Genomic DNA, 26,670 nt, shown 5'->3' with positions numbered 1-26,670 from the left:
TAATGGGCATCCCTACCGCAATCCTCGGTCGCATGCTGCCGCTTGCGGCCTTGCGAGGTTCGCGAGCGGCAGCGCCTGATGGTCGGGTTGAACCGCCCCGGGTTTCCCCTCAGGATTACCCACAAGTAATGTGATGGTGCTATTCGTTTTGCCTGAATATTCGGTACATCATCGTGATTTCGTGCAGGACAAGAAATCCACGCCAGATGACGGTAGGACCAGGTGGACGATCATGCTTTCGAGCGAGATATCCGCCGAGTCTGGCGATCCACAAGATGACCTGCGCGAGTGACGGCGGTTTATCAGGTATTTCGGTACTGCCATGCGTACGACAGTAGAGGGCTCGCCACTCGATTGGCTGCAGCAATACTTCGCATGGCAGGTTGCCATCAAGCCTGGCAAGCAACATGGAGTACAGGATCCTCCAGCTTACGACGGCGAACAATGCGGTGGCGCGGACGAATCGATCGAGATTGCCAAATTGGCGGGCTTCAATGCGACAGCCACTTTTAAGCACACGATGCCACGATTCAATCGTCCATCGGCGCGCATACCATGCAAGACGCTCGAGGGCCTCTGCGTGTGTTTGCGTAGGCACCGAAGTCAGTAGAAGCCATTCCAATGGCTCTGCTCCTTCGTCCAAGTTCGTTTCCTGTGCATGAATTGCAAACACTTCAATTTCGGGAAGCTTCTCGCGACGACGATTTTGCGGCGGACGAAGGCGTACGGGCATGCAGCGCACAACCAGCCGTGCGGTGCGTGCCTGGCGGTTTTCGCGTGCAGGCACCTGCAGTTGCGCCTCTCCAAGCACTGGCGAGGCCAGCACGGTTTCCCACAAATATCGATCGGGGTGAGCAACGCGTCGGTTCCACGACGCGCGCACCAACCAGTCGACACCGGCAGGCCGCTGCGCCAGGAACACGTCATAGACATCGCCTTCACGGTCGCTCACGCCGATGACATGCGTGCACGGACAGTGCGTCTTGAGTACGCCCAGTTGCTCGATGCCTTCGAGCCATTTCGCGCTCTCTTTCTGTTGTACGGTTCGTTGCCCACGCAGATGTTTCTTGCCCAACTCCTCGTGCCTGCGTATCCAGGTCTTCATCCCGATCACCCCGAGTGGCAGCCCCTCTGGCGTGAGCGCAAGCAGACTGTGTATCAGGAAACCACGCACATGTGGATCGGAGCCATATCCCAGACCTTCGGTTGCCCGCAGATGAGACAAATTGAACTCGGTGGTGTCCTGAACAGCAAGGACGACTGGCACCTGTTGCATACGACACAGCGTTTGACCGATGTGCCCACCCAGCACGCCATCGACATCCACGTGCGGGTTGTCGAAAAAACGATATGCCGCCTTCAGCTCCGAACCATTGAACGACTGCGGAAAAGAGCAATGTGGGCCCAACGAAAGCTTGCGTGCCAGCGTCACGAGCCGTCTGGTCAGGCGAGCGTCGCCGAGCTCGGCGGCGCCAAACTCTTCATTTGCCCAATCATCAAGGTCAGATGTGTCCGACAATGCCCGACATCACAGATCACGAACCGGATCAAAGTTAACATCGGTCGTCACCGTTTACAAGCCATCGCCCTTCAATCGCACAGTCGCGAGCGACTTATGGGTAATCCTGAGGGGTTTCCCGGAGGCTGTTTTGCTTGAGTCACGCCGCGATGGCGGACCCAGCGAGTTTTGAATAATAAGCGGCTTCTGCCTCAGCAGGTGGAATGTTGCCGATGGGGCCGAAGAGCCGACGATTGTTGAACCAGTCGACCCATTCGAGCGTCGCAATTTCAACGGCCTGCGGATTGCGCCATGGTCCGAGGCGATGGATCACCTCTGCCTTGTACAAGCCGTTGATCGTTTCCGCCAGTGCGTTATCGTAGGAGTCGCCCACGCTGCCCACTGACGGCTCAATGCCAGCCTCGACCAGCCGATCCGTATAGCGGATCGATACGTATTGCACGCCGCGGTCGCTGTGATGTATCAACCCGTCCTGCTGCGCCGGCTGTCGCTCGTACAAGGCCTGCTCCAGTGCGTCCAGAACGAAGTCCGTGCGCGCCGAGCTCGACACACGCCAGCCGACAATGCGTCGGGCGAACACGTCAATGATGAACGCGACATAGACGAAGCCCTGCCAGCTCGATACATAGGTAAAATCTGACACCCACAGCGCATTGGGCCGTTCGGCGGTGAATTGCCGGTTCACGAGATCCTTCGGGCACGGCGTCGAACCATCGCTCACTGTCGTGCGTACCGTCTTGCCCCGCACCACACCGCGCAGGCCCATCTGCTTCATCAGCCGCTCGACCGTGCAGCGCGCCGCGACAATGCCTTCCCGCTTCAATTGCGTCCAGACCTTGTCTGCGCCATACACCTGGAAATTTTCTTCCCACACGCGCCGGATCTCATCCTTGAGCATCCTGTCGCGCTGGGCCCGCGGCGGCACCATGCCTGGATTGACGCGGCGGGCCACATGCGTGTAGTACGTCGACGGGGCAATTGGCAGCACCCTGCAGATCGGCTCGACCCCGTAGACGTGCCGGTGATCATCGATGAACGTGATCATCACTTCGGTCGGCGGTCGAGCTCCGCCTGTGCGAAATATGCTGACGCCTTGCGCAGGATTTCATTAACCTGGCGCAGCTCACGGTTCTCCCGCTCCAGTTCCTTGAGCCGATCCTGCTCCTGCGTGCTTGTGCCCGGGCGCAAACCCCGATCCCGCTCTTCCTTGCGCACCCAGCTACGCAGCGTTTCACCCGAGCAGCCAAATTTCGCTGCGATCGACGCGATCACTTTCCATTGCGATTCGCGGTCGCCCTGGTGTTCCAGCACCATTCGCACAGCCCGCTCACGAACTTCCGGCGAGTACCTTGGGGACTTCTTCTTGGTGTTTTCCATAGCTCCATTTTCTCAAGAAGTGGAGCCTCCGGAAATCCCGGGCCGGTTCATATCGTTTTTTCGACAACCCGCACGTGGATGTCGATGGCGTGCTGGGTGGGCACATCGGTCAAACGCTGTGTCGTATGCAACAGGTGCCAGTCGTCCTTGCTGTTCAGGACACCACCGAGTTCAATTTGTCTCATCTGCGGGCAACCGAAGGTCTGGGATATGGCTCCGATCCACATGTGCGTGGTTTCCTGATACACAGTCTGCTTGCGCTCACGCCAGAGGGGCTGCCACTCGGGGTGATCGGGATGAAGACCTGGATACGCAGGCACGAGGAGTTGGGCAAGAAACATCTGCGTGGGCAACGAACCGTACAACAGAAAGAGAGCGCGAAATGGCTCGAAGGCATCGAGCAACTGGGCGTACTCAAGACGCACTGTCCGTGCACGCATGTCATCGGCGTGAGCGACCGTGAAGGCGATGTCTATGACGTGTTCCTGGCGCAGCGGCCTGCCGGTGTCGACTGGTTGGTGCGCGCGTCGTGGAACCGACGCGTTGCTCACCCCGATCGATATTTGTGGGAAACCGTGCTGGCCTCGCCAGTGCTTGGAGAGGCGCAACTGCAGGTGCCTGCACGCGAAAACCGCCAGGCACGCACCGCACGGCTGGTTGTGCGCTGCATGCCCGTACGCCTTCGTCCGCCGCAAAATCGTCGTCGCGAGAAGCTTCCCGAAATTGAAGTGTTTGCAATTCATGCACAGGAAACGAACTTAGACGAAGGAGCAGAGCCATTGGAATGGCTTCTACTGACTTCGGTGCCTACGCAAACACACGCAGAGGCCCTCGAGCGTCTTGCATGGTATGCGCGCCGATGGACGATTGAATCGTGGCATCGTGTGCTTAAAAGTGGCTGTCGCATTGAAGCCCGCCAATTTGGCAATCTCGATCGATTCGTCCGCGCCACCGCATTGTTCGCCGTCGTAAGCTGGAGGATCCTGTACTCCATGTTGCTTGCCAGGCTTGATGGCAACCTGCCATGCGAAGTATTGCTGCAGCCAATCGAGTGGCGAGCCCTCTACTGTCGTACGCATGGCAGTACCGAAATACCTGATAAACCGCCGTCACTCGCGCAGGTCATCTTGTGGATCGCCAGACTCGGCGGATATCTCGCTCGAAAGCATGATCGTCCACCTGGTCCTACCGTCATCTGGCGTGGATTTCTTGTCCTGCACGAAATCACGATGATGTACCGAATATTCAGGCAAAACGAATAGCACCATCACATTACTTGTGGGTAATCCTGAGGGGAAACCCGGGGCGGTTCAGATCGCGCCGCGCGCGGCGATCTGCGCGTGGCACAGCTTGGTGTCGTAGGCGCCATCGCCACCGATGGTATCGATCACCACGTCAGCCGGAATCTGGTCGAGCAGATCAGGCAACACTTCGCCATCGCCTTCGTCCTGATGAGTCATCAACGCGGCGCATATCTGGCCGGTGTTCGCGTCCATCGCAAGATGTACCTTGCGCCATGTCCGGCGCTTCGAATAGCCGTGCTTGCGCACCTTCCACTCACCTTCGCCGTACACCTTCAGTCCAGTGCTATCGATCACCAGATGCAAGGGGGCATTGGGGCGCTGCGTTGGCAGTACAACCTTCAGGGTCTGTGCGCGACGGCTCAAGGTCGTGTAGTTCGGCACCGGCAAGCCCGGGTAGGCGAGTTTGCCCAGACTGAACGCGAAGCCCTGCAGAGCGCGCAGCGGCAGATGAAAAACCTGCTTGAGGCCGAGCAGCATCTGGATCGCCGCATCACTGTAGACACGCGGTCGGCCGCGCCTGGTCGGGCCAGCCTCGGATACCTGCGTCAGTACGCTTTCATCAATCCACATGGTCACGTCACCTCTCGCAATCAAGCCCGTGTTGTATTCCCGCCAGTTCCTGACGCGGTACACCCCTTTGGGCTCGCTTGCCTTGCGTTCGTCCTTGCGCATCTTCTCGGGGAAAAAATCGAGAATCTACGCAGTTCGACGCGAAGTTAACATCCTGGTCAACCCGAGCGTTGTACGTAAGCGTCAATCCACCGCGAAGCGCTCCGATTTTTGCAACAACGCCGTGCTGTACTGAAGATGGGAGTAGGCCTCCCGAAGTCGGCTTGCAGGAGCAGGCGTCAAAACCTTATAAGTGGGACCCACGAAGGGGGAAAGTACCGATGCACATGAAAGGGGGCGGATTATCCCGTAGTAGTGTTGCTTACGGCTACCCGCGATGCCGACAAACTTAAGGGGGGATGTCAAGGAGAACTCTTGAAAAAGGGTGGCCACCATGGCCGACTGGCCGACACGGAAACGGACAGGAGCTATGTCCGGGCCCACGTTAATAGCAGGCGGGAGCATGACCTCCTGCAGTCCCCACTTCGAATTCCATAAAGGCTGTCCGAACGGGCGGGGCGACCTCGCAAGAGATCAATGCGCGTGCGACGTATCGGCAACCCGGGAGGGTTTGGGTGCGAGCCAGACCGCCAGCGCCGCGAACACGAAGCAGCACCCAATAATCATGAAGAGCTGGTTGGTCGCGAGCATCACGGCTTGCGTCTGGACGATGTCGCTGATCCGATCTTGCGCTTGATGTGCGCTCCATCCGGAATTCGTCAGCGTGGTCGCATAGTGGCCGCCCTGATCGACGAGGCCCGCCAGTTCCGCGCGGTTGTACTTAGTCTTGTTCTCCCACGCCGTATTGACCAATGACGTGGCAATCGCCGCGCCGAAGGTCCGGCAAAAGCTCATCAGCCCCGCAGCCGAAGCCGTTTCGGGTTCGTCGACACTGCTCAACGCGAGCCCCGTCAGCGGCACGAAGAATAACGGCAAGCCGATCCCTTGCAGCAACAGCGGCAACGCCACCTGCCAGAATGTCATGTCGGTGTCCGCATGCGTGCGGGCCAGCGTAATCGCACCGAGCCACATCACCCCGGCGAACACCAGCCAGCGTCCGTCGAACTTCGACGACAGATTTGCCGCAAGCGGCGCCACAAGAACCGCAAGGACGCCCGTCGTCGCCGTCGCCCAGCCGGCCCAGGTCGCCGTGTAACCCATATAGTTCTGCAACCACAGTGGCGTGAGCACGGTCGCGCCGAAAAACGCGCCAAACGCCAGCGTAATCGTGATCACACTCGCACTAAAGCCACGATGGCGGAACACCCGCAGATCGACGACGGGGTTGCGCTCCGTCAATTCCCAGATCATGAAAGCGGCGAAGCCAATCACCGCGATGATCGCCAGGATGCAGATTTCGGGAGAGCCGAACCAGTCGCGGTCCTTGCCTTCATCAAGCAGGATCTGCAGCGCCGCGACCCAGACGACCAGCAGCGCGAGACCCACAGCGTCGATCCGCACCCGCGTCAACGTGGTTTCGTAACGCTTGAGCAGACGCCAGCCGAGAAACCCGCAGATCAACGTGACAGGAACGTTGATATAGAAGATGTAGGCCCAATGCAGCTGGTCACAGATCACGCCGCCCAGGATGGGACCCAGCACCGGTGCGATCAGCGTCGTCATACTCCACAGGCCGAGCGCGGTGGCTGCCTTTTCCTTCGGGAAGATGCGCAACAGCAGGGTTTGCGACAGCGGCATTAGCGGACCGCCTGCCATCCCCTGAAACACGCGGAACATCACAAGCATGCCGAGCGAACTCGCCATCCCGCACAGCGCCGAACACAGTCCGAACATAACCAGCGCAGTGATGAACACACGCACCGTTCCGAAGCGGCTGGCGAGCCAGCCGGTCAGCGGCACGGTGATCGCTTCGGCGACCGAGTAGGACGTGATCACGTACGTACCTTGGCTGGACGATGCGCCCAGCGCGCCGGCAATGGTCGGCACCGACACGTTGGCGATGGTCGTGTCCAGCACCGCGACGAAGTTGGCCGCAGCCAGCAACAACGCCGCGGCGATCAGCATGCCACCGGAGAGCGGCGGCAGTGGGATATCCCGTGTTTGACTGGAAGACATGGTGAGCTCCGCGTCAGCTTGCAGGCGTGGCGTCGCTGCCGAGCGTGTCGACCGTAGCTTCCATCGACAGGCCGATGCCTAGCGGATGCGCGCGCAGGTCGGCCGGATCGATCGCGATGCGCACCGGCAAACGCTGGACCACCTTGATCCAGTTGCCGGTTGCGTTCTGCGCGGGAATCATCGCGAACGCCGATCCGGCGCCGCCTGCGAGGCCTGCGACCTTGCCGTGATACACGACCTTGCTGCCGTACAGATCGGAGGTCAGTTCGACCGGTTGACCGATCCGCACATTGTCGAGCTGAATCTCCTTGTAATTCGCGTCGACGTGAACGGCATCCAACGGCACGACCGCCATCAGGGACGCGCCGGGCTGAACACGCTGGCCCACCTGAACCTGGCGGCTCGCGACGACGCCGTCAAACGGCGCACGCAGGACCGTGCGTTCGAGGTCGACGCGGGCCTGATCGCGTTTGGCGCGGGCCAGCAGCACCTCCGGGTTGGTGTCGACCGTTGTGTCGGCAACCAGCGCCTTGTTCGCGTCGAGCGAACCGATTGCGGCTGCGTGGCTCGCTTTGGCCTGCAATTCCGAAGCGCGGGCCGCGGCCAGCGCCGCCTGGGCGCTGGCAAACGCGCTCTGCGCGTTAGTGAGTTCTTCACCGGAAACCGAGCCCGAATGCGCGAGCGCGTCGCGACGCTTCAGATCGATCGTCGCGCGATCAAAGTCGGCCTGCGCCGACGCAAGCTGCGCAGCCATGCGGGCTTCGTCGGCGATGCGCGCGTCGACCTGCGCATTCAGTTCGGCGTCGACGGCGAGGTAGCCGCGCACCTTGCGTTCGGCGAGCCCGACTTGCGCTTCCGCCTGCGCGAGCGCAAGTTTCGTATCCGTGTCGTCGATCACGACCAGCACATCGCCCTTGTGAACGTGCTGCGTATCGACCACTTCGACGCTCGTCACGATGCCGCTCACGTCCGGCGTGATCGACGCGTCTTCGGCTGCGGTGTAGGCGTTATCGGTCGACACATAACGCGAGCCGATGAAATGCCAGTAACCTGCATAGGCAAGACCGGCCACGACGATGACGCCACCGAGCAGCGCGAACAACTTCTTGCGGCGAGCGCCAGGCGAGCCGGCCGTGTCGGCGGCATCAACGGGAGAGCCGGGATGGGCGGGCTGAGCAGGCGCGAGCGACCGATCGACCGTGACAGATTGGCTTTGAGACATGATCAGATCCTTGAATCAGCTTTGCTTGTTCGGGTTCGCTGCGGTCCTTGCGTCCGTCGCAGTCGGCGTGTCGGCCTGATAGCCGCCGCCAAGTGCGCGCACGAGCGAGACGTCGAGCGAGAACGTCCGTGACCGGATGTCGGCGAGCTGACGCTGCGCGGCCGTCAGGGTGTCGGCGGCGCTCAGTACGTCGAGATAGGTGGACAGGCCGCCCTGATATCGTTCAAGCGCGAGCTGATGCGCCTGGGCGGCCGCATCGTATGACGCCTGTGTCGCTTGCAGCCGCCCGGTCAGCGCGCGTTCGCTCACTGCAACGTCGGCAACGTCGTGCAGCGCCTTCGTCAGCGTTTCGTCGTAGTTCGCGACCGCCTCTTCGTAAGTCGCCCGTGCGCCGCGCAACTGTCCGCGCAAACGTCGGTTCCGTCGCAATAGCAGCGGCTGGTATGCTGGGGGACCTTACAGAATGATGTGAACGACAATGAAAGCGCTCAGTCCGGCGGTAGCCAAGGTGCTGAAGCGGTTGCACTATCCGCTTGAGATCATGTTGGTGTGCGTGCGTTGGTACGTGGCCTACCCGCTGAGCTTGCGCAATCTCGAGGAGATGATGGCTGAACGGGGGATCGCGGTCGATCATTCGACCGTTCACCGGTGGGCCATCAAGCTTCTGCCGGTGCTTGAAAAGGCGTTCCGCCGCTGCAAGCGCCCGGTCGGCAAGAGCTGGCGTGTCGACGAGACCTACATCAAAGTCAAGGGGCAATGGACCTATCTGTACCGCGCCGTCGACAAGGCCGGCAACACGGTTGACTTTCTGCTGCGAGCCAGGCGGGACAAGGAAGCGGCCCGACGGTACTTCGAGAAGGCCATCGATCAGAATGGCGTGCCCGAAACCGTAACCATCGATAAAAGCGGTGCCAATCTGGCCGGGCTGCACGCCGTGAACGCCGAGCGTGAGACGCCCATCACGATCCGCCAGGTCAAGTATCTCAACAACATCGTGGAACAAGACCATCGGGCGATAAAGCGCCGTACCCGACCCATGTTGGGATTCAAGATATTTCGTTGTGCGCGCATCTTGTTAAGCGGCATTGAACTTATGCATATGATCGCCAAAGGGCAGATGAAAGACTGCGGCATCGGACAGACTCCCGCGGAGCAGTTCTACTCGTTAGCGGTATAAGTGGTCCTAATCATGCGGGCCATTGTTCAACGCACTTTTTCTTATTGCGACAGAACCCACGAGAGCGATCATATAGTCCTCAAGTGGCACTCCACAATTTGGGGCAGGACAATGAATTAGTGTTAGGTCGAGGTAGTTTGTACGTAGTCGCAGAAGACTCTCTTCGAGGCTGTCAGCAAGTCTATCTTTCGAGTAGTTTTCGACCCAGACCTTGGTGGTCAGAAAGATGTCCTCGCGTGGGACGCCTGATTCCGCGATTGCCGTTCCTATTTCTGCCTCGTTACCATAACGCTGTGCAGTGTCGATCGAACGATATCCCAGTTCGAGTCCGTCGAGGACTGAATTAATAACGATCTGATCTTGCAGGCGAAACGTACCAAGACCGAAGGAAGGAATGCTGGTCATTTGTGCTCCTACATGTGGACAATATGGTCCTTACAGACCTTTATCGAGTGGGAACGCTTGATTATGCGGCCGGTTGTCGTTGCAGACATGGCCCACTATGGTCGGGGTTGTTGCACGGCGTTGTGGCTGAGTTCGATGGAACGACAGGTTCGTGACAGGGCAGTCGGACTGTGTCGGGCCGATTGCTCGTCGTCACGGTGGTTCGACGGAGGTCTGAGACCTCCGCCGAGCCAATTTTCCTCAAAGCTCACGCATCGTCGGGGTAGCGGGGGCCTGAGCTCCTTTCGTATTTTCGCCAACGCGCTTGTGCAATCCGTGATGACGGCCATAAAGATAAAGGAGAACGCCGGCGGCCGTTGCTGTCAGGACGACGCAGACAAGACCGGATTCGTAATGGCCTGTCATGTCCTTCAGCCAACCCATCAAAGTCGGAGCGGTGATGCCGGCCACTCCGCCCATACCATTGATCACCGCAATGCCCATCGCAGCGATAGCGCCATTGAGCATCCGATTCGGTAGCGTCCAGAAGATTGGCAGAAAGGCAAAAATCCCTCCAAGCGTCAGACAGAGACCGATCAAGCCTGACACAGCGTTGCTGGTGACCAGATAAAGGACGCTGCCGAGCAACGCGACACCGAGGGCGGCGAGTGCATGATAAAGGCGCTCGCCGGTTCGATCGGAACTTCTGCCCCAAAGAAGCATCAGCACACCTCCAGTTGCGAAGGGAGCACTCGCGAGCATCGAGGCGACGGGCCCGCTAACACCAAAAGTCTGAATGATTTTCGGCAGAAAGAAGATCAGGCCGAACGGCAGGCAGGAGGCACCGAAGAAGATGAGCGCAAACACAATGACTCGGGGATCGACTAGTGCTGCCATCGAAAACGTCACCTCCGACTGTGCGCCGTGTTCTGATTCCAATTTTGCTGCGAGCCAGTCGCGTTCGTCGTTCGTGAGCCATGGCGCTTCTTCGATACGAGCCGGGAGTACCCAAATCACGAACAGGGCGAGAACCGAGGCGGGTAGTCCCTCAACGATGAAAACCCACTGCCAACCTGCAAGGCCGAGTACCCCATTCATTTCGAGCAACCAGCCCGAAATCTGTCCGCCGAGAGTCGCGGAAATGGGGTTGCAGACGAGGAGGAGGCTCAGTACTCTCCCCCGATACTGCTCGGGGAACCAGTTCCCGGCGATGTAGAGGATACCGGGGATGAAGCCCGCTTCGGCCGCTCCGAGCAGTAGGCGCAGGACATAGAAGCTGGTAGGTCCCCTGGTGAGTGCAAGGGAGGCACACAGAAGTCCCCATGCAAACATCGCAAGCGCAATCCACCGTTTTGCTCCGACCTTCAGGAGCATTATGTTGGCCGGTACTCCCAACAGCAGATAGGACAGGAAGAAGATCCCGGAACCAAATCCAAACTGTGTGTTCGTGAGTCCGAGGTCCCGCGTCATTTCAACGCCCGCGAAAGCGACGTTTAACTGGCTAAACGCCTGAAATACGGCGCCAATTCCCAGGACTGGAACTACGCGGCGCATAAGCTTGCGCATTGTGCTGTCTTCGATCGTCATTGCTTATCTCCTCCAAGAGCTGTCGCTCTAGTGATGTGGGTTATCTTTCGCACCTACGCGGCGCACGCCGATGCCAATTACCTTGATCTTGTTTCCAGGATGCAGCGGATCGGGACCCCAGATAGCTTGATACGTATCGATGCAGCGCCCACTCATCTGCAAGGCACCTGCGGCGACGCCCAATAAGCACCACCACAGGAGAATGATGATCAGCATCCAGCGCGGCGCATCAGCTACGAAGAGCCCTATGACGATTGCTGACCCGGCGATAAGTAGCGCAAGGACGCCACCGAACTTGTGCACATACTCAAAAACGATCCGCCGACGGGTCATGTCATAGTGATCTCCGCGGTAGCTGCCTTCCGCCGCGAGTTCACCGGTCGGTCCGCCCTTGGTGCCTCGCAGGACGCCGGACGCAATTTGCGTCGCTGCTAGCAACATCGTGGCCCAGCCGAGCAATCCGTGAATATGAGCGATAGCGGTCGCTTGCCGGGCGTATTGGATGACAATCACGAGCGCGCAAACGGCAATAAACGTCCCGACGTATTGGAGCCGGCGATGCCAGCGCCACCAAAATTTGTTGTCGAGCTCCTCGGGCCAGACCTGTCGTGGGGTGATCTTGAAGTACCGGGCGATGAGTACTCCCAACGGTATCAAGATTCCCCATGCCAGCACCATTCCTCGTCCGTGCCAGGCAGCCCACATTGGCAGATGATGCTCACCGGCCCCGCTTAGCGGGGCCATCAGCCAAGTGACTAGGGAAAATTCTTCAGCGCTCACGTTGCTTCCGATTTAAGAGGCGTTTCCGGTCGGGTTCCAGGGGTCGAATGGCACTCAGTCCACTTGAGAAATCATCGTTCCATTTCTCGATGTGAACGGTCACATCGTAGTTTGCACATCCCCGGCATACAACCCGTGAAAACCTCTAGTCCGTTGTCTTGAGCCGTTTTTGCCTATTGCTGGATGGAATCGAAAATTTGGTCAGCGATGTGCGCGTGCATATCGCCGCTCAACGCAGTGGCGCAGGCACACCGAAACGCGGCCGGCTCCGGAATCCGAAGCGACGGTGCGCTGTGCTAATGGCAGGCTACACGAGGGCAGTGAGTAGCGGTCTTTGCCCGACATAGGCCTCAAGGTTTCCGAGGACGATGTCTGCCATTCGCGTTCTGGTCTCTACGGTCGCGCTTGCAACGTGTGGGGTGAGAACAACCCCAGGATGCTTAAGCAGCGCTTCCGGAATGTTCGGCTCGTGCTCAAACACGTCGAGCGCCGCGCCAGCAATGGTCCCTGCATTGAGCGCCTCAATCAGCGCCTGCTCGTCGACCAGAGAACCGCGCGCAACGTTTACGAGATAACCACTGTTACCTAGCGCCGAATACGTATCGGCTTTGATCAGATGGCGCGTCGACGCATTTGCGGAGCTCGCCAGGAGCAGAACGTCACTTGCCCGGGCGAGCGAATTGAGGTCGGCATGGAACTCGTATGGCACGTCTTTCCGCTCAATGTCCGTATAGCAAATCGGGCCAAAGGCCTTCAGACGAGAAGCGATGGCTGTTCCGATTCTGCCGAGGCCGACGATTCCGAAGCGACGCCCGGTGACCTTCCGCGCGAGCCGAACGTCTCCGTTTGGCCATTCTCCAGCGCATACGTGAGCGTGAGCTGCCGGGATTTCGCGAAGGAGGGAGATGATCAGCCCGACGGCGAGATCCGCGACATCGTCCGTTAATACATCAGGAGTATTTGTAACATGAACACCGCGTGCTTTTGCCAGGTTCAGGTCCACTTTGTCGAAGCCGACCCCATTGATAGCTACGATGCCCAACGATGGGAGTCTGAGCATCAGGTCACTGGGGCAGCCGATGTGCCCACCAGTCGCCACCGCGCGCACGCGCGCAGCATTCTCTTCCAGCCATTGGTTCTGTGCCTGATCGTCCAATTCGAACCAGCGCACGATTTGAAGATGCTTGTTCAGCCCGGCCTCGAGGTATTCAGAGAAAGGGCACAGCTGAAGCGTGAGAGTCTTGCTTTCGCTCATGTTATTTACCGTTAGATGACGGAGAGAATGCCGCCGTCGACATAGAGGGTTTGCCCGTTTACGAAGTTAGATGCGGGCGACGCAAGGAAGACGGCTGCACCGTGGAGGTCCTCAAGCTTTCCCCACCGGCGTGCAGGCGTGCGCTTCTTGAGCCATTCGTCGAAGACGGGATCTTCATACAGAGCCTTGTTCAGTGGCGTCGCGAAGTAACCAGGACCGATCGCGTTGATCTGCAGGCCGTACTGTGCCCAGTCAGCGCACATGCCTTTCGTCAGATTCTTTACCGCGCCCTTGGAGGCGGTGTATGGAGCAATGCCGGGCCGGGCAAGCTCACACTGGACGCTGCCGATGTTGATGATCTTCCCGTGCTTGCGGGCAATCATGTGCCTCGCGACCGCCTTGCTCACAAGATAGACGCTGTCGAGATTGGTGCTCATCAATTCGCGCCAATCGTTGTCGTCGAAGTCTTCAAGTGGCTTTCGGCGCTGAATACCTGCGTTGTTGACGAGAATGTCAATTGGCCCTTTTTCCTCGACTTTGTCGATGGCCTGCTTGATGCTTGCAGCGTCCGTGACGTCAAATGAAGCTGTATCGACCTGTCGTCCAAGCTCACGAAGCTGGTCGGCGGCTGTATTCAATGCTTCCACCGACCGACCATTCAAAACCACTTGGGCGCCCGCTGCCGAGAGTGCGTCTGCGATTGCAAAGCCAATACCTCTTGATGCGCCTGTTATCAGCGCGGTCTTCCCGCTCAGATCAAAAAGTTCTTGATGTGTCACTTATATCTCTCCATGGATGCTGAAACTTCACCTTGACTCCCATGAGTGTGTTTGTATCATGTGACCGATCACATAGCAAATAGGATTTCGCAAAATGGCCGCAAATCCTTGCTGGATAGGCTTAGGGGAAAACCCGCACAGTCCTATTGCGGACTCTGAGCTACTATTATGTGCACGGTCCCATGAAATGATGTTTTGGACTTGGGGGTGCCACGTACGCGACTTACCCCTGTGCGCGAGCCGCGCGCAGACTCTGACTGAAAGAGGTTTCGAATATGTGCAGCAATCATGGCCATGCTCCCTCGGCTGGGAGCGGCGAGGGGAAGGAAAACTGGGGGCGGTGGGGGCGCGATGACGAACGTGGCGCTGCGAACTTCGCGACGGCTGAGAAGTTGGCTGCTGCGGCTCAGTTGGTTCGCACTGGTCGCGCCTACAGCCTTGCGCTTCCGCTGCAGCCCGAGGGGCTCCCGGTTAATCCGGAGCGTGGCGTGCCAGTGCATCTGATGTCGATCGACGCTGGCGACTTCGCGGCTGGATTCGAAATCGAAGGTGGTTTTTGTACGGCTGACGACTATTTCGCCATGCATACGCAAACCGGGACGCACATTGACGGTCTTGGGCATGTTTGGTACGACGACGCGCTTTTCAACGGGTTTCCCGCCAGTAGCGTTCGCAGTAACGGCGCTGCCAGACTTGGGATTGAGAAACTCAAGCACCTCACGGGGCGTGGCGTGCTGCTGGATGTTGCAGGCTATTTGGGCGTCGAGCATCTTGCGCCGACCCATGTGATTACGCCCGAAGAACTTGAAATGTGTGCGAAAAGCCAAGGTACAGAAGTTGGAGAGGGCGACATTCTGCTTGTCCGTACCGGCTGGTTGGGAACGTATAAGGACGACAATCCGCGCGCCTTCTGGAGTTCCAATCCTGGTTTGGGCATCGCCGCCGGAGAATGGGTCGGTGCGAAGCGCGTAGCGGGTATCGGGATGGACAATTTCGCAGTTGAGGTTCATCCGAGTGAAACAGGCTTTATTGGCCCTGTTCACAAGCGTCTCATCCGCGACTTTGGCTGCTTTTTGATGGAACTCGTTGTGTTGGACGAGTTGGCTCACGACAAGGTCTATGAGTTCCTATTCATGGCCGCGCCTCTACCGATCACCGGCGGCACCGGTAGCCCAATCAATCCGCTTGCCCTGTGTTGATCCATTTGTGTTGCGACATTCTTGACGCATCGCTAACTGAACGTGAAAGGAATTAATTATGCTTGCTGCCGTGTGCCACGGAAAGAAAGATCTCCGGATTGAGGACGTGGAAGATCGTGTGCTTGCACCGAATGAGGTGCGCGCACGAGTTGCGTTCGGGGGGATTTGCGGGTCGGATATGCACTACTTCCATCGCGGTGCGGTGGGTGACTTCGCCGTTCGTGAACCATTGACTTTGGGGCACGAAATCTCCGGGGTTGTGGTTGAAGTCGGAGCGGACGTGAAGGGGCTCAAGCCGGGCACGAAGGCGGCTCTGGATCCTAGCCGCCCTTGCCTCGAATGCGAATATTGCCGCCAGGGTCGCATGAACCTTTGTTCGAATATGTATTTTCTGGGAAGTGCCGGGCGCTTTCCTCACGTGCAAGGTGGGTTTGCACAACACCTGGTGCTGCGCGAGGACCAAATTATTCCGGTGCCCGACAACACTGATCTTCTGGCGCTCTCTTGCGCCGAACCCTTGTCCGTCGGATTGCACGCGGTCGCTCGCGCTGGGAATCTGGTCGGGAAGCGAGTGATTGTCACTGGCTCTGGCCCGATCGGGCTCTTGACCATGCGCGCCGCAAAATACGCGGGAGCTGCAGAAATCGTAGCAACCGATGTCGAGGATCCTCCTCTTGAAGTCGCCCGCACGAAAATGGGTGCAGCGCGCGCAGTGAACATTGCACAAGACCCGGAAGGTCTTCAGCAATATGAGTCAGTCGGCGGGTATTTCGATGTTGCCTTCGAAGCGTCAGGTTCACCCGCCGCGCTGGCTTCACTGTTCAAGATGGTCCGTCGCGGCGGTCGAATTGTGCAATTGGGCATGCTTCCCCCGGGCGCCACGCCTATCCCCGTGAACATGCTGCAATCGCGCGAAATTGATCTGGTGGGTGCTTTCCGGGCCAACGGAGAGTTTCGCCTCGCGGTGGATCTGATTGTGTCCGGCGCAATTGACGTTTCGCCGATTCTGTCCGGAACGTACCCATTGGCTGACGCAACGACAGCTTTCGAACTCGCAGGCGACCGCACGAAGGTCGTCAAACTTCACCTGGAACTGAACTGAAAGGCAGTAGCATGATTACGAGAACGGCAATCTTCGAAGGCAAAATCAAGGATGGTTGCGAGGAGCGATTTTTTTCTGAAATCCAGACTCGCCTTGCACCGCTTTGGAAGCAGTTTCCGAATGCAAGTAACGTTCGGTTGCTTCGGATTGAAGAGGCTGACCAGGATGCAGCGCCAATCGTGATGATCCAGCAGATCGATTACCCGTCGATGGACGCGGTGAAAGCAGCACTGGAATCGCCAATTCGCACTCAGGCGCGCGCAGTGACCCTTGAGATCCTGGAAATGTTTGAGGGCCGGTTCTATCACCTGATGAGCGATGGAAATTTTGTCGCAACTGAGCCGGGAGCCTAACCGTGGAAGGCGAGTTCGAAATCATCGACCCAGTGTTTCAGCGTTATGTACTGCACAATGCGAAACTAGAGAAACTAGCAACCGGCTTTCGTTGGACGGAAGGCCCCGTATGGTTCGCCGATGCCGGTGCACTGTTGTTCAGCGACATTCCGAACAACGCGATCATGCGTTGGATTGAAGGCGTTGGAGTTTCGGTATATCGCTCGCCCTCCAACTATGCGAACGGCAACACCCGTGACCGGGAAGGTCGGCTGATCACATGTTCTCACGGGCAGCGCGCCGTAGTTCGGACCGAACACGATGGTTCGCTGACCGTCCTTTGCGACCGGTACAATGGGGAGAGACTCAACTCGCCGAACGACGTTGTGGTCAAATCGGACGGAACAGTCTGGTTCTCGGATCCGCACTACGGAATCAAGATGGACTACGAGGGCGGTCGTGCAGAGCAGGAGTTGCCCTGCAATGTCTACCGGTTTGACCCGCACACCGGACGGCTGGACGTGATGGCCGATGATTTTGGTGGACCGAATGGCCTCGCTTTCTCGCCCGATGAAAGCCGCCTTTACATTGCTGATACTGGAGCATTCCACGACGACAACGCAGAGCGCCACATCAGGGTATTTGATCTGGAGGCCGAGGGGCGACTGAAGGGCGGGAACGTATTTCATACAGTATCTCCAGGCGCGGCCGACGGTTTTCGCTGCGACGAAGATGGCAATGTCTGGACGAGTGCCGCCGATGGTGTTCACTGCGTTTCGCCTGAAGGGCGCTTGCTTGGCAAAGTACGCGTTCCCGAGGTGGTCGCCAACGTAACTTTCGGGGGGCGTGCGCGCAGTCGCCTGTTTATCTGCGCGTCGACATCACTGTATTCGATTTATTTAAACCGTAGGGGCGTACAAAAGCCATGAATTCCCGGATACCTTCCCGCGAACGCGATAAGGAAGACGACTTGCAGAGGAAGCGGTCAAAGCCGCCCCAGCGCGCAACCATACGTGACGTTGCACGCCTGTCCGGCGTCTCGCGGATGACGGTATCGCGCGTTTTGAGTGAGCCAGATGTGGTGCTGCCGGCAACTCGGGAGCGGGTCGCGAAAGCGATCGCCGACCTTGGGTATGTGCCTGACAGGGCGGCCGGGAGTTTGGCAAGTCGGCGCACGGGGTTCATCGCCCTAATTCTGCCGACTTTAACCAATTCGAACTTCTCAATGGTTGCACATGGCTTGACAGAGATCCTTCGCGAGCGTGATTACGATCTCCTGATCGCCTATACCGACTATGACCTCGCGGAAGAGGAGCGTCAGCTTACCAACCTGCTTGCGCGCCGCCCCGAGGCGATTGTCCTCACCGGTGCTACGCATCGGCGATCGGCAGTGCTCTCGCTGCTGCGGGCAGACGTACCGGTAGTTGAAATTGCGGACCTGCCGAATCAACCGATCGAGCACGCGGTGGGTTTTTCAAATTATGAGGTAGGACGCACCGCAGCGCGGCATCTGATTTCGAAGGGTTTCAAGCGGATCGGTGCGATCGCGAGCAAGAACGACGGCGACATCTGTGACCATCGCGGTGAAGAACGGGTTTGCGGCTTCGAAGACGAACTGCGTCTGTCCGGCCTATCAACTGACCTTGTCCTGAGGAACGGTCGGGCTCCGGTGTCGTACGAACATGGTTCGACGGCGATTGGACTATTACTTGACCGCGCTCCCGACATCGAAGCCGTGTTTGCGGTCTCGGACCTTTCCGCAGTAGGCGTCGTAATGGAATGTCAGCGACGTGGGGTTGATGTACCGGGGCAGCTCTCGGTGATGGGGTTCGGTAATTTCGACATAGGTCGCGAGATCAATCCGCCTCTCACAACGATACATGTCGATTTCCATGCGTTGGGCCAGCGCGCCGGACGCCTTCTTCTGGAGCTTGTGGCCGGGACGGGCGAAGACGCATCGGAAATTATCGACGTCGGTCTGTCGGTAGTTGAAAGAGGATCTGTTCGGGAGGCGAATGTATGAAGGTCGCAGTTATCGGTGTAGGCGTCATGGGTTCTGCCATTGCGACGCGTTTAATTCAGACAGGCGCGGAAGTGACGGTTTTCGACGCCTTTGCGGGCAAGCTTGGGCCGCTCGTTTCAATCGGTGCCACCGCAGCCGAATCTGCAGCGACAGCGACGCGTAACGCAGATTTTGTGATTACCAGTCTTAATAGCGCTGCAATCGTTGAAAAGGCTGTCTTCGGGCCCAATGGGATCGCTGCCGAGGGAAGCACCGACAAGCTTCTCATAGATATGTCGAGCATTGATGCCGGGCGTACATCTGAAATGGCCGCCCGATTGCGGGAACAGAGCGGGATGGGTTGGGTAGACGCACCCCTCTCCGGTGGTGCTCCAGCTGCTCTTCAGGGTACGCTGACACTGATGGTCGGCGGCACAGAGCAAGACGTAAAGCACGCCGAGCCCCTACTCGCTCAGTTGGCCGCGCGCTTTACGCGCTTCGGCGAGGCCGGGGCTGGTCAGACGGTCAAGTTGATCAATCAGGTACTTTGCGCGGCCGGGTTCATGGCAGTTGCAGAAGCGGTGCGGTTTGCCGAACAGCACGGAGTTGACGCTTCCAAGATTCCGGGTGCCTTAGCGGGCGGTCGCGCCGACTCGCGGATTCTTCAGGAGTTCATGGGGAAGATGGCCGTTCGGGACTTCACGCCGACGGGGCGAATTGACAACATGTTGAAGGACCTGGAGACAGTTCAGGCATCAGCCATGGCAAGGCGAATCCCGATGCCAGTGACCTCCGTGATCACCGACCTCCATCGCATGTTGGTTGCCGGAGGCTTTGGTGCTGCCGACAGCGCCGAATATATGCGTCTCTTCCGGCTAGGGAAGGACGAGGTATGAGCGGGGCACTCGTTGTCATGGGAGTGAGTGGATGCGGTAAGTCCACTCTCGCGAAAGCAATCGCTGTGGCGCTTGGATGGCATTTTATCGAGGGAGACGATTGTCATCCCGCATCGAATATCGCCAAGATGCGAGCGGGTATTCCGCTCTGCGACTCCGATCGGTGGCCATTCCTCGATTCTGTAGCCGCAACGCTGTGCCAATATGTCGATGTCGGGGCCGTGGCGTCGTGTTCGGCGCTTAGGCTTTCATATCGAGATCGAATCCGTGCCGAGTGCTGTCAGGTCCGCTTCGTTCTCCCAGTGGTGTCCCCAGATAGCCTGAAGGCTAGGATGGCATCGCGTGAAGGCCACTTCATGCCTGCATCCCTGCTCGAGAGTCAGATTGCCTCACTTGAGCTTCCCACGGCTACAGAGCAGGCAATCTATGTGGATGGCACGGCGTCAACTGCCGAACAGGTGCGTCAGGCTCTGTCGGCTTTAGGTCCGAACGCTCGCGCAAAGGGTGGCACGAGCTCAGTTCCTCACCGGTCGGCAGGATCGGGCGCGGTCTAACGAATCTAGCTTCGAAACGTTAAAGGCCTCCGATGTGACCGTTCACATCTATCGCGAATGGGAGTAGTATTGATATCAGCGCTGATAATGTCGGCGTCGCAATGAGGAGACAAGGCATGTGCGACATGGTGGCAAGCGCTCAGCTCCTCACCGGCCGGCAGGGACCAGGCGTAGTCTGACGAATCTGGCGTGAAAAACGTCAAAAAAATTACGATGTGACCGTTCACATCGCCCTCAAATCCGAGTAGTATGGTCTTAGCGCTGACACGATGTCGGCGTCGCAATCAGGAGACAAGCATGAGCGAATCGGTAACGACTTCAGAAATTCATCTGGCCAAACCCCATCCGCAAGGTTCCGTCGTAGTCGTCACTGGTGCCGGAAGCGGCATCGGGCAGGCGACAGCAGTCCTCGCAGCGCGCCGAGGCTATCGAGTTGCCGCGTGGGATTTGAATCCGGACGGTATCCAGAAAACCATTGAGGCAGCAGGGGAGTTCGGTGCATCCATCACTGCAGTCAGCGGTGACGTGACGAACTCGAGTGCAATCGACGCGGCCATGAAGAAAAGCGCAGAGCTTGGGCCGCTCGTGGGGCTGGTGAATAACGCCGGACCTGTCGCAATCGGACGTGATCCGCAGTTCGCTGACACCGTGAAAGACGCCATCGGTAGCGTAGAGATGGTTACCGCGGCCTTTATGCAAAGCAATCCTGCAGAAGGCGCAGCGGTGGTCAACATCGCTTCGGTCGTTGGTCCAATCTTTGGTGGTGGGGCTGCATGGTATTGCGCGGCGAAGGCCGGCATTGTCGGCTATACAAAGTATATGGCTGCTACTCACGGCGGTCGCGTACGATTCAACTGCGTCGCCCCCGGCGGTCCAGTGCGCACCCCTCGCAATTCGAAGTTCATCGATGAAGGTGTCTTCAGCAAGCATCTTGAAAAGAATCCAATGCGCCGGCCCGGTCGGCCCGATGAGCTCGCAAGTGGGATCGTGTTTCTGCTAACGCCTGCAGCAAGCTACATCAACGGTGTTCTCCTGCCCATCGACGGTGGTCTCTCCATCGTGGAGTAAGTGTGCGCGGGGCTTGACTGCTTAAGCCCCTGCCGGCCCCATAGGGCTGTATCCGCCGCGCGTCCCAGCCGGCAAGAATTCAATCCTTGAGGATGTTATCGAATGAGCGCTAACACCGTTTCCCCGAGCGAGCTTCAGGCACTCCAACACGAAATTTTTCGGTTGAATGCGGTGCGAGAAATCCAGAATTTGATGGGTGCCTATACCGTCAACCATCTTCCGAAGAACATGCATGACCACATCGAGCTGTTTGCGATGAACATGCCCGATGTGTCTGTCGAGGTCGGCGACCGTGGTGTATACGTCGGTCCTGACGCACTGCGCACATTGTTCGGCAAGCAGTTCTCGATGGACCTGAAGGGCAATATGCTCATTCATTATCTTGCCACGCCGATGATTGAGGTGGCAGCCGATGGCAAGACGGCGAAAGGCGTCTGGCGATCGCCCGGTATTGAGGCCGTGAGGTATGAAGAGGGGAAAAACCCTGTTCCTCTCTGGTCGTTCGGTGCGTATGCATGTGATTTCATTTACGTGGATGGTAAATGGAAGATTTGGCACCTCCATTGGTTCCGTGTCGTGAAGTGCACGTTTAAGGATGGTTGGGTAGACGATCTTTCAATGACCTATACCGGGAAGATGGCCGAAAGCCCCGACCTCAAACCGACGACGTATCACAATCCATATACGCCTGAAACTGTTCAGGAGTCGGTTCCGCCATGCCCGTTGCCCTATGACAGCTGGGCCGATGACGGATGGGCTGTAAAGGAACAGATTCTGGGCGAGCGCTAATTTGGCGACAGGGGCAGCGTAGCGCCGTTGCCAACGGCAGATCGCCATGTATGTCTACGTGTCACCCGGGCCTTCAACAGATCGTGGAGAGGGGTCGGAAGAGGTGGCGATTCCCGATCTGGGCTCAGCGCCTTGTATCAGCACAGTGACCTAGGATTTCCGGCGGTTTTGCCTGAGATGCCTCACTGATAGAGTCTATGTGAGCGGTCACATTACTGCAAAAGCGACCGAGTGGCGCTCTCAGGTGCGCTACCTGGTGGATAGATGGGAAGGCATCGGCCCAGCTTGGCCGAATTCACGGAGAGAGATGATGAGTTACGAAGGACGCTGGAAAACAGTCAAAGTCACGGTGGAAGGCGGCATCGCATGGGTGGTCCTGAATCGCCCGGAGAAGCGCAATGCGATGAGTCCGACGCTCAATAAGGAAATGATCGACGTACTCGAGACAATCGAGCTCGATTCCGATGCGCAGGTGCTCGTGCTGACCGGCGAAGGCACGGCGTGGACCGCCGGCATGGACCTCAAGGAGTACTTTCGGGAGGTCGACGCGGGTCCCGACGTGCTGCAGGAGCGCATCCGTCGCGACGCGAGCCGTTGGCAATGGCAATTGCTACGCATGTATTCGAAGCCCACGATCGCGATGGTCAACGGCTGGTGCTTCGGTGGCGGCTTCTCGCCGCTGGTCGCGTGCGACCTCGCGATCGCTGCCGACGAAGCCGTGTTCGGCCTGTCGGAAATCAACTGGGGCATTCCTCCCGGTAACCTGGTGAGCAAGGCGATGGCTGACACGGTCGGTCATCGCGAGGCACTGCATTACATCATGACTGGCGACACGTTCACGGGCCAGCAGGCGGCGAAAATGGGCCTCGTGAACAAGAGCGTGCCTCTCGCACAGCTGCGCGAGGAGACCCTAGCACTGGCCGCGAAGCTGCTCGACAAGAACCCGGTGGTACTGCGCAATGCGAAGCACGGCTTCAAGCGCTCGCGTGAGCTTACGTGGGAGCAGAACGAAGACTACCTGTACGCGAAGCTCGACCAGGCCAACCATCGCGACCCCGAAGGCGGTCGCGAAAAAGGCCTCAAGCAGTTCCTCGATGACAAGGCCATCAAGCCGGGTCTGGAGGCGTACAAACGCTGAATGACGTCGCATCGAATCGAGTGAGGGAGGAAAACATGCAAGAAAGCGGACTTCTGATCGGCGGCGCGGCTCGTGCCGCATCGAACGGCAAGACTTTCGAGCGCATCAATCCGGCGACGGGTGAGGTCGCCACGCGCGCCGCTGCCGCCACGGTGGAAGACGCCGATGCGGCCGTGGCCGCTGCGGCGCACGCGTTTCCCGCGTGGGCCGCGCTCGCGCCCACGGAGCGCCGTAAGCGTCTCGTCGCTGCGGCCGACCGCATGGACGCACGCACGCCCGATTTCATCAGAATCGGCGCTGCTGAAACGGGCGCAATGGCGAACTGGTACGGCTTCAACGTCATGCTCGCGGCCAACATGCTGCGTGAAGCGGCCGCGATGACCACGCAGATCGACGGCGCCGTGATTCCGTCCGACGTCCCCGGTAGCCTCGCGATGGCCGTGCGTCAACCGTGCGGTGTCGTGCTTGGCATTGCGCCGTGGAACGCTCCGGTGATCCTCGCAACTCGTGCACTGGCGATGCCGCTCGCGTGCGGCAATACGGTGGTGCTCAAGGCATCGGAAGGCTGCCCCGGCGTGCATGCGCTGATCGGTGAAGTGCTGAACGAGGCGGGTCTTGGTGAGGGCGTCGTCAACGTCATCACTCACGCTCCCGAAGACGCACCGGCGATCGTTGAGCGCCTGATCGCGAACCCGGCCGTCAAGCGCACGAACTTCACGGGCTCGACGCGCGTCGGCCGCATCGTCGCGGAACTGTCGGCACGGCATTTGAAGCCCGCATTGCTGGAACTGGGCGGCAAGGCCCCGGTCTTGGTGCTTGACGACGCCGACCTCGACGCGGCAGTTGAGGGCATCGCGTTCGGGGCGTTCTTCAATCAAGGGCAAATCTGCATGTCGACTGAACGGGTGATCGTCGACCGCAAGATTGCCGATGCGTTTGTCGAAAAGCTCGTCGCTAAGGCGCGCACGCTCAAGGCCGGCGATCCGACCCAGCCGGGCTCGATCCTGGGAACGCTGGAAAGTGAAGGCGCGGCACGGCGTATCCGTGCGCTTGTGGAGGACGCGCGTGAGAAGGGCGCTAGTCTGCCCCTCGGCTGCGAGGTCAACGGCGCGATCATGCAGCCTGTGATCGTCGAAAACGTCACGCGTGAGATGAAGCTCTACGCAGACGAATCGTTCGGTCCGGTCGTGACGGTGCAGCGGGGGGATGGCGACGAAGAAGCGCTGGCAGTCGCGAACGATAGCGAATACGGGCTGTCGGCGGCAGTGTTCAGCCGTGACATCGCACGTGCGATGAACGTGGCGAAGCGCATCGAGTCGGGCATTTGCCACATCAACGGACCGACTGTACACGACGAAGCACAGATGCCCTTTGGCGGCGTGAAATCCAGTGGCTACGGCCGCTTCGGCAGCAAGGCCTCGATTGCCGAATTCACCGACCTTCGGTGGTTGACAGTGCAGACTGCCCCCCGGCATTACCCGATCTGACTGGTACGCCAATCGGCACTCGCTTGCGGTGCAAAACCGCACTCGAAGAACGTAAGTGCGCCATCGGTTCCCGGCAAATCAGTGCCGGGAACCGATGACCTCATCTAGGAGAAGGATTTGGAATCGCAACTACGCGAGAACGCTCGGGAGACACCATATCGCAGTGTCGCCGTTAGTTCGGTCTCGCCACGCATCGAGCAACGTGGCGATTGCTGGTACATCGAGGCGACGGATCCACTGGGTAGTTATCCCACGCGCTTGACCGAGCGTCTAGTTAGCGGTGCAGAGGCACATCCTGACCGCCTCCTTGTCGCCCGGCGCGATTCGAATGGTGTCTGGCGCGGCATTTCCTATGGGCAGATGGTACAGGACGCCCACGCTATTGGGCAGGCCCTGCGCGACCGCGGTCTCAGCGCAGAGCGTCCTCTTGTGATTCTTTCGGGGAATAGTCTAGAGCACTTGCAGCTTGCGCTGGGCGCAATGTGGGCGGGTATTCCTTACGCTCCGATTTCACCGGCGTATTCATTGATTTCAGGCGACTACGGGAAACTGCGTCACGTTCTGTCCACGTTGACACCGGGGCTGGTATTCGCTGACGAAATCGCCTCATACACGGCAGCGCTCGATGCGACGTTGGCCTCAGACGTCGAGCGAGTGAGCGTCACTTCGCTTGAAGGTGGCAGCCCAGTGACTAGCTTCGCCTCGTTGCTAAATACAAAGCCACGAGACGTTGACACGGCTCACGAAAGTATCGATGGTGACACGGTCGCCAAGTTTCTCTTTACGTCAGGGTCGACCCGTCTCCCTAAGGTTGTTCCTACCACGCATCGTATGCTCTGCTCAAATCAGCAGATGCTCCTTGAGACATTCCCGGAATTTGGCAAGGAGCCGCCGGTGTTGGTGGATTGGCTGCCTTGGAATCACACGTTCGGGGGCAGTCATAATCTCGGTATTGCACTATATAACGGCGGTACGATCTACATCGACGACGGAAAGCCCGTTCCCGGCAAATTCGAAGAAACGTTGCGGAACCTTAGAGAGATTGCACCGACGATCTATTTCAACGTTCCGAAAGGTTGGGAAGAACTAACCATTGCGTTGGAGTCCGACGCAACACTGCGCGAGCGATTTTTCTCAAGCGTCAAGATGTACTTCTTTGCCGGCGCAGGCCTCTCAAAGGCAGCATGGGAGCGGCTGGAGCGCGTGACCCTGAAGTATTGTGGCGAACGGATTCGCATCATGGCCGGACTCGGCATGACTGAGACGGCTCCGTCATGCCTATTTACAACTGGACCTTTCTCCGGTGCGGGCTATATCGGTCTGCCCGCGCCCGGATGTATGACGAAATTGGTACCTGTCGACGGAAAGCTCGAGGTGCGCTTTCGGGGGCCGAATGTGATGCGTGGATATTGGCGCGCTTCGCCGGAACAGACAAAGGATGTGTTTGACGATGAAGGATATTACCGAACTGGCGACGCGGTGCGCTTTGTCGATGCAGCGCGACCGGAAATCGGCCTCTCGTTTGATGGCCGCATCGCGGAAGACTTCAAGCTCGGATCGGGAACATTTGCAAGCGTGGGACCGATGCGCGCGCGAATCATCTCGGAAGGCGCTCCCTATGTTCAAGACGCTGTCATAACCGGAATGAATCGCGACGATGTTGGGGCTATGCTCTTTCCCCGCGTAGACGCTTGTCGGACCCTAGCTGGTCTTGGCGCGAATTCGACGGCAAAGGAGGTGTTGAATGCGCCATCTGTTCGCGCCTATTTTACAGAACTCGCCGCTCGTTTGAACTCTGGAGCAACAGGTAGCTCCACATATATCGCACGCCTGCGAATCTTGACTACGCCACCCTCACTCGACAAAGGCGAAATTACAGACAAAGGGTCAATCAACCAGCGGGCGGTTCTTCAGCACCGGGCACACTTGGTAGAAGCCATGTATGCGAATGACGGGGCGGATCCTGAGGTCATCTACGCGCGGCGGAAAAATTGACAATGCAGCGCTACGTGACCGACGAATCGCATCGACCTG

The 26,670-nt window shown here is 58.6% G+C and carries 23 protein-coding genes, 2 pseudogenes and 1 other annotated feature; of the genes and pseudogenes, 14 read left to right on the top strand and 11 right to left on the bottom strand.

Translation table 11 applies throughout. The features are described from left to right. Positions 1-139: 139 nt before the first annotated feature. Positions 140-1,519: an IS4 family transposase gene (locus OKW41_RS22875; RefSeq protein ID WP_429443705.1), complete on the bottom strand. Its 1,380-nt coding sequence runs from the start codon at positions 1,517-1,519 to the stop codon at positions 140-142. A gap of 139 nt (positions 1,520-1,658) precedes the next feature. Beyond that, positions 1,659-2,896 (bottom strand): IS3 family transposase gene (locus OKW41_RS22870; RefSeq protein ID WP_429574049.1). Its coding sequence is split into 2 segments (ribosomal slippage): positions 1,659-2,593 and positions 2,593-2,896, totalling 1,239 coding nucleotides; the frame shifts between segments, so codons are not numbered across the junction. Continuing rightward, positions 2,490-2,606, bottom strand: a sequence feature (AL1L pseudoknot). It overlaps the preceding gene by 117 nt. A 74-nt stretch (positions 2,897-2,970) precedes the next feature. On the opposite strand from OKW41_RS22870, the gene OKW41_RS22865 reads away from it, so the two are divergent. Then, entirely contained in the window at positions 2,971-4,158 is a 1,188-nt protein-coding gene (locus OKW41_RS22865) for an IS4 family transposase (protein WP_429574048.1), read from the top strand. 54 nt (positions 4,159-4,212) lie between these two features. On the opposite strand, the pseudogene OKW41_RS22860 reads toward OKW41_RS22865, so the two are convergent. The 4 genes and pseudogenes from OKW41_RS22860 to OKW41_RS22845 all read right to left on the bottom strand — a co-directional run. Next, positions 4,213-4,872: pseudogene (locus tag OKW41_RS22860) on the bottom strand (IS5 family transposase); the annotation flags it as partial. A 471-nt stretch (positions 4,873-5,343) separates the two neighbouring features. Then, complete coding sequence (locus tag OKW41_RS22855) at positions 5,344-6,885, bottom strand: DHA2 family efflux MFS transporter permease subunit (RefSeq protein WP_429574047.1); 1,542 nt, start codon at positions 6,883-6,885, stop codon at positions 5,344-5,346. Positions 6,886-6,898: 13 nt separating this feature from the next. After that, positions 6,899-8,107 carry an HlyD family efflux transporter periplasmic adaptor subunit gene (locus OKW41_RS22850; RefSeq protein WP_429574046.1) on the bottom strand — a complete coding sequence of 403 codons (1,209 nt, stop codon included), beginning with the start codon at positions 8,105-8,107 and terminating at the stop codon, positions 6,899-6,901. Positions 8,108-8,122: 15 nt separating this feature from the next. Then, on the bottom strand, positions 8,123-8,518 hold the full coding sequence (locus OKW41_RS22845) for a TolC family protein (protein ID WP_429574045.1): 396 nt from the start codon (positions 8,516-8,518) through the stop codon (positions 8,123-8,125). A gap of 67 nt (positions 8,519-8,585) precedes the next feature. Here OKW41_RS22845 and OKW41_RS22840 point away from each other — a divergent pair, with 67 nt between their 5' ends. After that, positions 8,586-9,284, top strand: coding sequence for an IS6 family transposase (locus tag OKW41_RS22840; protein ID WP_429574044.1), 699 nt, complete (start codon positions 8,586-8,588; stop codon positions 9,282-9,284). Positions 9,285-9,329: 45 nt separating this feature from the next. Here the strand turns inward: OKW41_RS22840 and OKW41_RS22835 are convergent. From OKW41_RS22835 to OKW41_RS22815, 5 genes and pseudogenes are all read right to left on the bottom strand, one after another. Next, positions 9,330-9,689: pseudogene (locus OKW41_RS22835) on the bottom strand (aldo/keto reductase); the annotation flags it as partial. Between the two features lie 240 nt (positions 9,690-9,929). Continuing rightward, entirely contained in the window at positions 9,930-11,255 is a 1,326-nt protein-coding gene (locus OKW41_RS22830; protein ID WP_018420619.1) for an MFS transporter, read from the bottom strand. A 27-nt stretch (positions 11,256-11,282) separates the two neighbouring features. Beyond that, the gene (locus OKW41_RS22825; RefSeq protein WP_429574043.1) at positions 11,283-12,035 is read right to left on the bottom strand and encodes a cytochrome b561 domain-containing protein; all 753 of its coding nucleotides are present in this window, start codon (positions 12,033-12,035) and stop codon (positions 11,283-11,285) included. Between the two features lie 307 nt (positions 12,036-12,342). Beyond that, positions 12,343-13,290, bottom strand: a complete 948-nt coding sequence (locus OKW41_RS22820; protein WP_429574042.1) for a 2-hydroxyacid dehydrogenase — start codon at positions 13,288-13,290, stop codon at positions 12,343-12,345. 11 nt (positions 13,291-13,301) lie between these two features. Next, positions 13,302-14,069 carry a glucose 1-dehydrogenase gene (locus OKW41_RS22815; RefSeq protein ID WP_429574041.1) on the bottom strand — a complete coding sequence of 256 codons (768 nt, stop codon included), beginning with the start codon at positions 14,067-14,069 and terminating at the stop codon, positions 13,302-13,304. A gap of 275 nt (positions 14,070-14,344) precedes the next feature. Here OKW41_RS22815 and OKW41_RS22810 point away from each other — a divergent pair, with 275 nt between their 5' ends. The 12 genes from OKW41_RS22810 to OKW41_RS22755 all read left to right on the top strand — a co-directional run bounded on the left by OKW41_RS22810 (position 14,345) and on the right by OKW41_RS22755 (position 26,631). Then, positions 14,345-15,268 (top strand): cyclase family protein, encoded by a 924-nt coding sequence (locus OKW41_RS22810; protein ID WP_429574040.1) that lies wholly within the window; start codon positions 14,345-14,347, stop codon positions 15,266-15,268. A 58-nt stretch (positions 15,269-15,326) separates the two neighbouring features. Continuing rightward, on the top strand, positions 15,327-16,370 hold the full coding sequence (locus OKW41_RS22805) for an L-idonate 5-dehydrogenase (RefSeq protein ID WP_429574039.1): 1,044 nt from the start codon (positions 15,327-15,329) through the stop codon (positions 16,368-16,370). 11 nt (positions 16,371-16,381) lie between these two features. After that, complete coding sequence (locus OKW41_RS22800; RefSeq protein WP_429574038.1) at positions 16,382-16,723, top strand: hypothetical protein; 342 nt, start codon at positions 16,382-16,384, stop codon at positions 16,721-16,723. A 2-nt stretch (positions 16,724-16,725) separates the two neighbouring features. Beyond that, complete coding sequence (locus tag OKW41_RS22795; protein WP_429574037.1) at positions 16,726-17,631, top strand: SMP-30/gluconolactonase/LRE family protein; 906 nt, start codon at positions 16,726-16,728, stop codon at positions 17,629-17,631. Then, on the top strand, positions 17,628-18,725 hold the full coding sequence (locus OKW41_RS22790; protein ID WP_113061921.1) for a LacI family DNA-binding transcriptional regulator: 1,098 nt from the start codon (positions 17,628-17,630) through the stop codon (positions 18,723-18,725). The genes OKW41_RS22795 and OKW41_RS22790 overlap by 4 nt, the downstream gene beginning before the upstream one ends. Further along, positions 18,722-19,600, top strand: a complete 879-nt coding sequence (locus OKW41_RS22785) for an NAD(P)-dependent oxidoreductase (RefSeq protein ID WP_018420628.1) — start codon at positions 18,722-18,724, stop codon at positions 19,598-19,600. Before OKW41_RS22790 ends, OKW41_RS22785 begins: the two co-directional genes overlap by 4 nt. Beyond that, positions 19,597-20,154, top strand: coding sequence for a gluconokinase (locus OKW41_RS22780; protein ID WP_429574036.1), 558 nt, complete (start codon positions 19,597-19,599; stop codon positions 20,152-20,154). The genes OKW41_RS22785 and OKW41_RS22780 overlap by 4 nt, the downstream gene beginning before the upstream one ends. Before the next feature lie 297 nt (positions 20,155-20,451). Beyond that, on the top strand, positions 20,452-21,222 hold the full coding sequence (locus OKW41_RS22775) for an SDR family NAD(P)-dependent oxidoreductase (protein WP_429574035.1): 771 nt from the start codon (positions 20,452-20,454) through the stop codon (positions 21,220-21,222). Between the two features lie 102 nt (positions 21,223-21,324). Beyond that, the gene (locus OKW41_RS22770) at positions 21,325-22,011 is read left to right on the top strand and encodes a nuclear transport factor 2 family protein (RefSeq protein WP_429574034.1); all 687 of its coding nucleotides are present in this window, start codon (positions 21,325-21,327) and stop codon (positions 22,009-22,011) included. A gap of 310 nt (positions 22,012-22,321) precedes the next feature. Continuing rightward, positions 22,322-23,149 carry a p-hydroxycinnamoyl CoA hydratase/lyase gene (locus OKW41_RS22765; protein WP_026225831.1) on the top strand — a complete coding sequence of 276 codons (828 nt, stop codon included), beginning with the start codon at positions 22,322-22,324 and terminating at the stop codon, positions 23,147-23,149. 35 nt (positions 23,150-23,184) lie between these two features. Then, the gene (locus tag OKW41_RS22760) at positions 23,185-24,636 is read left to right on the top strand and encodes an aldehyde dehydrogenase (protein WP_429574033.1); all 1,452 of its coding nucleotides are present in this window, start codon (positions 23,185-23,187) and stop codon (positions 24,634-24,636) included. Positions 24,637-24,753: 117 nt separating this feature from the next. Beyond that, positions 24,754-26,631 (top strand): feruloyl-CoA synthase, encoded by a 1,878-nt coding sequence (locus OKW41_RS22755; protein WP_429574032.1) that lies wholly within the window; start codon positions 24,754-24,756, stop codon positions 26,629-26,631. Positions 26,632-26,670: the final 39 nt, after the last annotated feature.

The sequence above is a fragment of the Paraburkholderia sp. UCT70 genome, from assembly GCF_050434085.1.
In the GTDB taxonomy this organism is placed as follows: Bacteria; Pseudomonadota; Gammaproteobacteria; order Burkholderiales; family Burkholderiaceae; genus Paraburkholderia; species Paraburkholderia tuberum.
The sequence above is the reverse complement of the archived record's forward strand: the minus strand, read 5'-3'. Positions and strand labels throughout refer to the sequence as shown.